The sequence below is a fragment of the Mycobacterium sp. TH-M82 genome, assembly GCF_057473605.1.
This window is the reverse complement of record NZ_JBYCKY010000794.1, coordinates 1-1,854: the sequence shown is the minus strand read 5'-3', so window position 1 is coordinate 1,854 and position 1,854 is coordinate 1. Positions and strand designations below refer to the sequence as shown.

The 1,854-nt window shown below is 68.6% G+C and carries 1 protein-coding gene and 1 pseudogene; both read right to left on the bottom strand.

Going from position 1 to position 1,854, the window contains the following annotated elements; translation table 11 throughout:
• Positions 1 to 210: pseudogene (locus tag AC2VON_RS23515) on the bottom strand (replication initiator); the annotation flags it as partial.
• Positions 207 to 1,622, bottom strand: coding sequence for an FtsK/SpoIIIE domain-containing protein (locus tag AC2VON_RS23510; protein WP_486955006.1), 1,416 nt, complete (start codon positions 1,620 to 1,622; stop codon positions 207 to 209). The pseudogene AC2VON_RS23515 and the gene AC2VON_RS23510, both read right to left, overlap by 4 nt.
• Positions 1,623 to 1,854 lie beyond the last annotated feature (232 nt).

Here is a 1,854-nt window from a genome sequence, read left to right as displayed (position 1 = left end):
CATGTGCCGGAGCCCCGCGGTGTCGGCGCCGACCAGCTGGATCGGATGGGCGCAGTAGCCGACCGATTCCACCCGCCGCCACCATGTCTCAAAGCGTCGTGAGGATGCGCGCCGAACCATTTCGGTGATGACCGGCGCGGGGTCGGTGGTGGTGGGCAGACCCGGCAGTGCGATCACCGGGCCGCCCACCACGTCGGCGGCAGTACTCACTGCGGACCCCGCCCCTGGGAATGCTCACCGCCGGGGCGCGGTGCCCGAAAGGTGCGGGCCAAAACGCTGATGTCGCGGTCGGTGACGTGAAAGGCGCGGACCCGTGCCGGGTCGGCGGTGCCGTCGATCATCACGTAGCCGATCCCGGGGGTGGCATCGGCGATGAGGTCGCATTCGGCGCCGGCATCGCGGGCGCCTTGTCCGAGGACCATCGCGGTCTGGGTGGCTTCGGTCATGCGCAGCCCGATCCGCACGGTGAACAGTTGGCGCACCGGCAGGGTGTCTTTGGCCGGGTCTTGCACCGCGGCCACCACCGAAATCCCGACCGCACGCCCCTGCGATAGCAGCAGCCCGAGTAGTTGTTCGATCTCGGCACGCAGTTTCCGGTCGCTGACATAAGCAGTCAGCGCGGCAATCTCGTCGATGATCACCACATACAAGGGGTCGGCCGGTGTCGGGGTGTGCAGGCGGGTGTGCCCGCGCAGCCGGGTGGCACGGGCCTGCATCAGCTCCACCAGCTGCCGCAGCAGCTCCACAGTGGGTGCACCGGTGTCGTAGCAGAACCGGGTGAACAGCGGTGCGCCGGCGCCGAGTTCCATGCCGCCTTTGGGGTCGATCACCCACAGCCGCACCCGCCCGGTTTTCACTTGGGGTGCCAGCCCGGCGATCAGCGACCACAGCACCGAACCCTTGCCAGCTCCGGTGGCACCGGCAACCAGCAGGTGCTGCCCGAGCACCGGCAACGTCCACCAGCGCCGTGATTCGGTGACCCCGACCCGCACCGCGCCCAGATCGACCTCAGTGGCCGGGGTTGGCATCGGTACCGCGATCGGCTGGCCGAGCACATCACCGCGGCCGATGATGACCCGCAGCTGCCCCGGCGCCGTGGCGCGGATCGTCAACCGCTGCGCACCCCAGGTCGCCGCCAGCGCGGGGGCACGTTTTTGCCAGTCAGCAATCGACTGGCCGGTCACCACGCGCAAGCACAGTACGTCGGCGTGGCGGCCGATCCGCACCGACTCCACGGCGGGCACCAGTGTGCGCTCACCCAGTTTGGCGGTCAGCCCGTGCAGGGCGCACACCGATGCCCAGTTGCGGTGATACCGCCACCACGCCCAGAACCGCTGCCGCAGCGGGTTGGTCACCCACCGGCTAAACGATGACGGCTCGCATACCGACCAGCCGACATATGCCGCGATCTCCGCGATGGCGGTCAACACGCCGGCCCGCGCCCCGTGGCTGACGGTGACCCAGAGCGCCACGATGACCGGGATGCTCAGGACGGGAAACAGGATCGCCCACCACAGTAGCTGTCCGGCGGCTTTGACTGCCGCCACGATCAGCTCACCGATCCAGTCATCATCGGGTGATGGATTGTTGTTGTGGCGCTTATTGTTTGGGGTATTCGACATGACGGCCTGCTTTCACTGACGACGGAAAAAAAGGGAAGGGGGGTGCCAGCCCGGCAGCCCCGACGCGCTGGTGTGCGCAACTGCCGGGCCGGCATCCGGTTACCGGGCCTGCTGGCCCGTCTTGACGGTCGCCGTGGCGGGGTCGGTGGCGGTGATGGATTCGGCGCGATACGCGATGCCCGAGCGGCCGTCTTGCGACCACGGCAACGCCACCAAACCCGCCACCGCCACC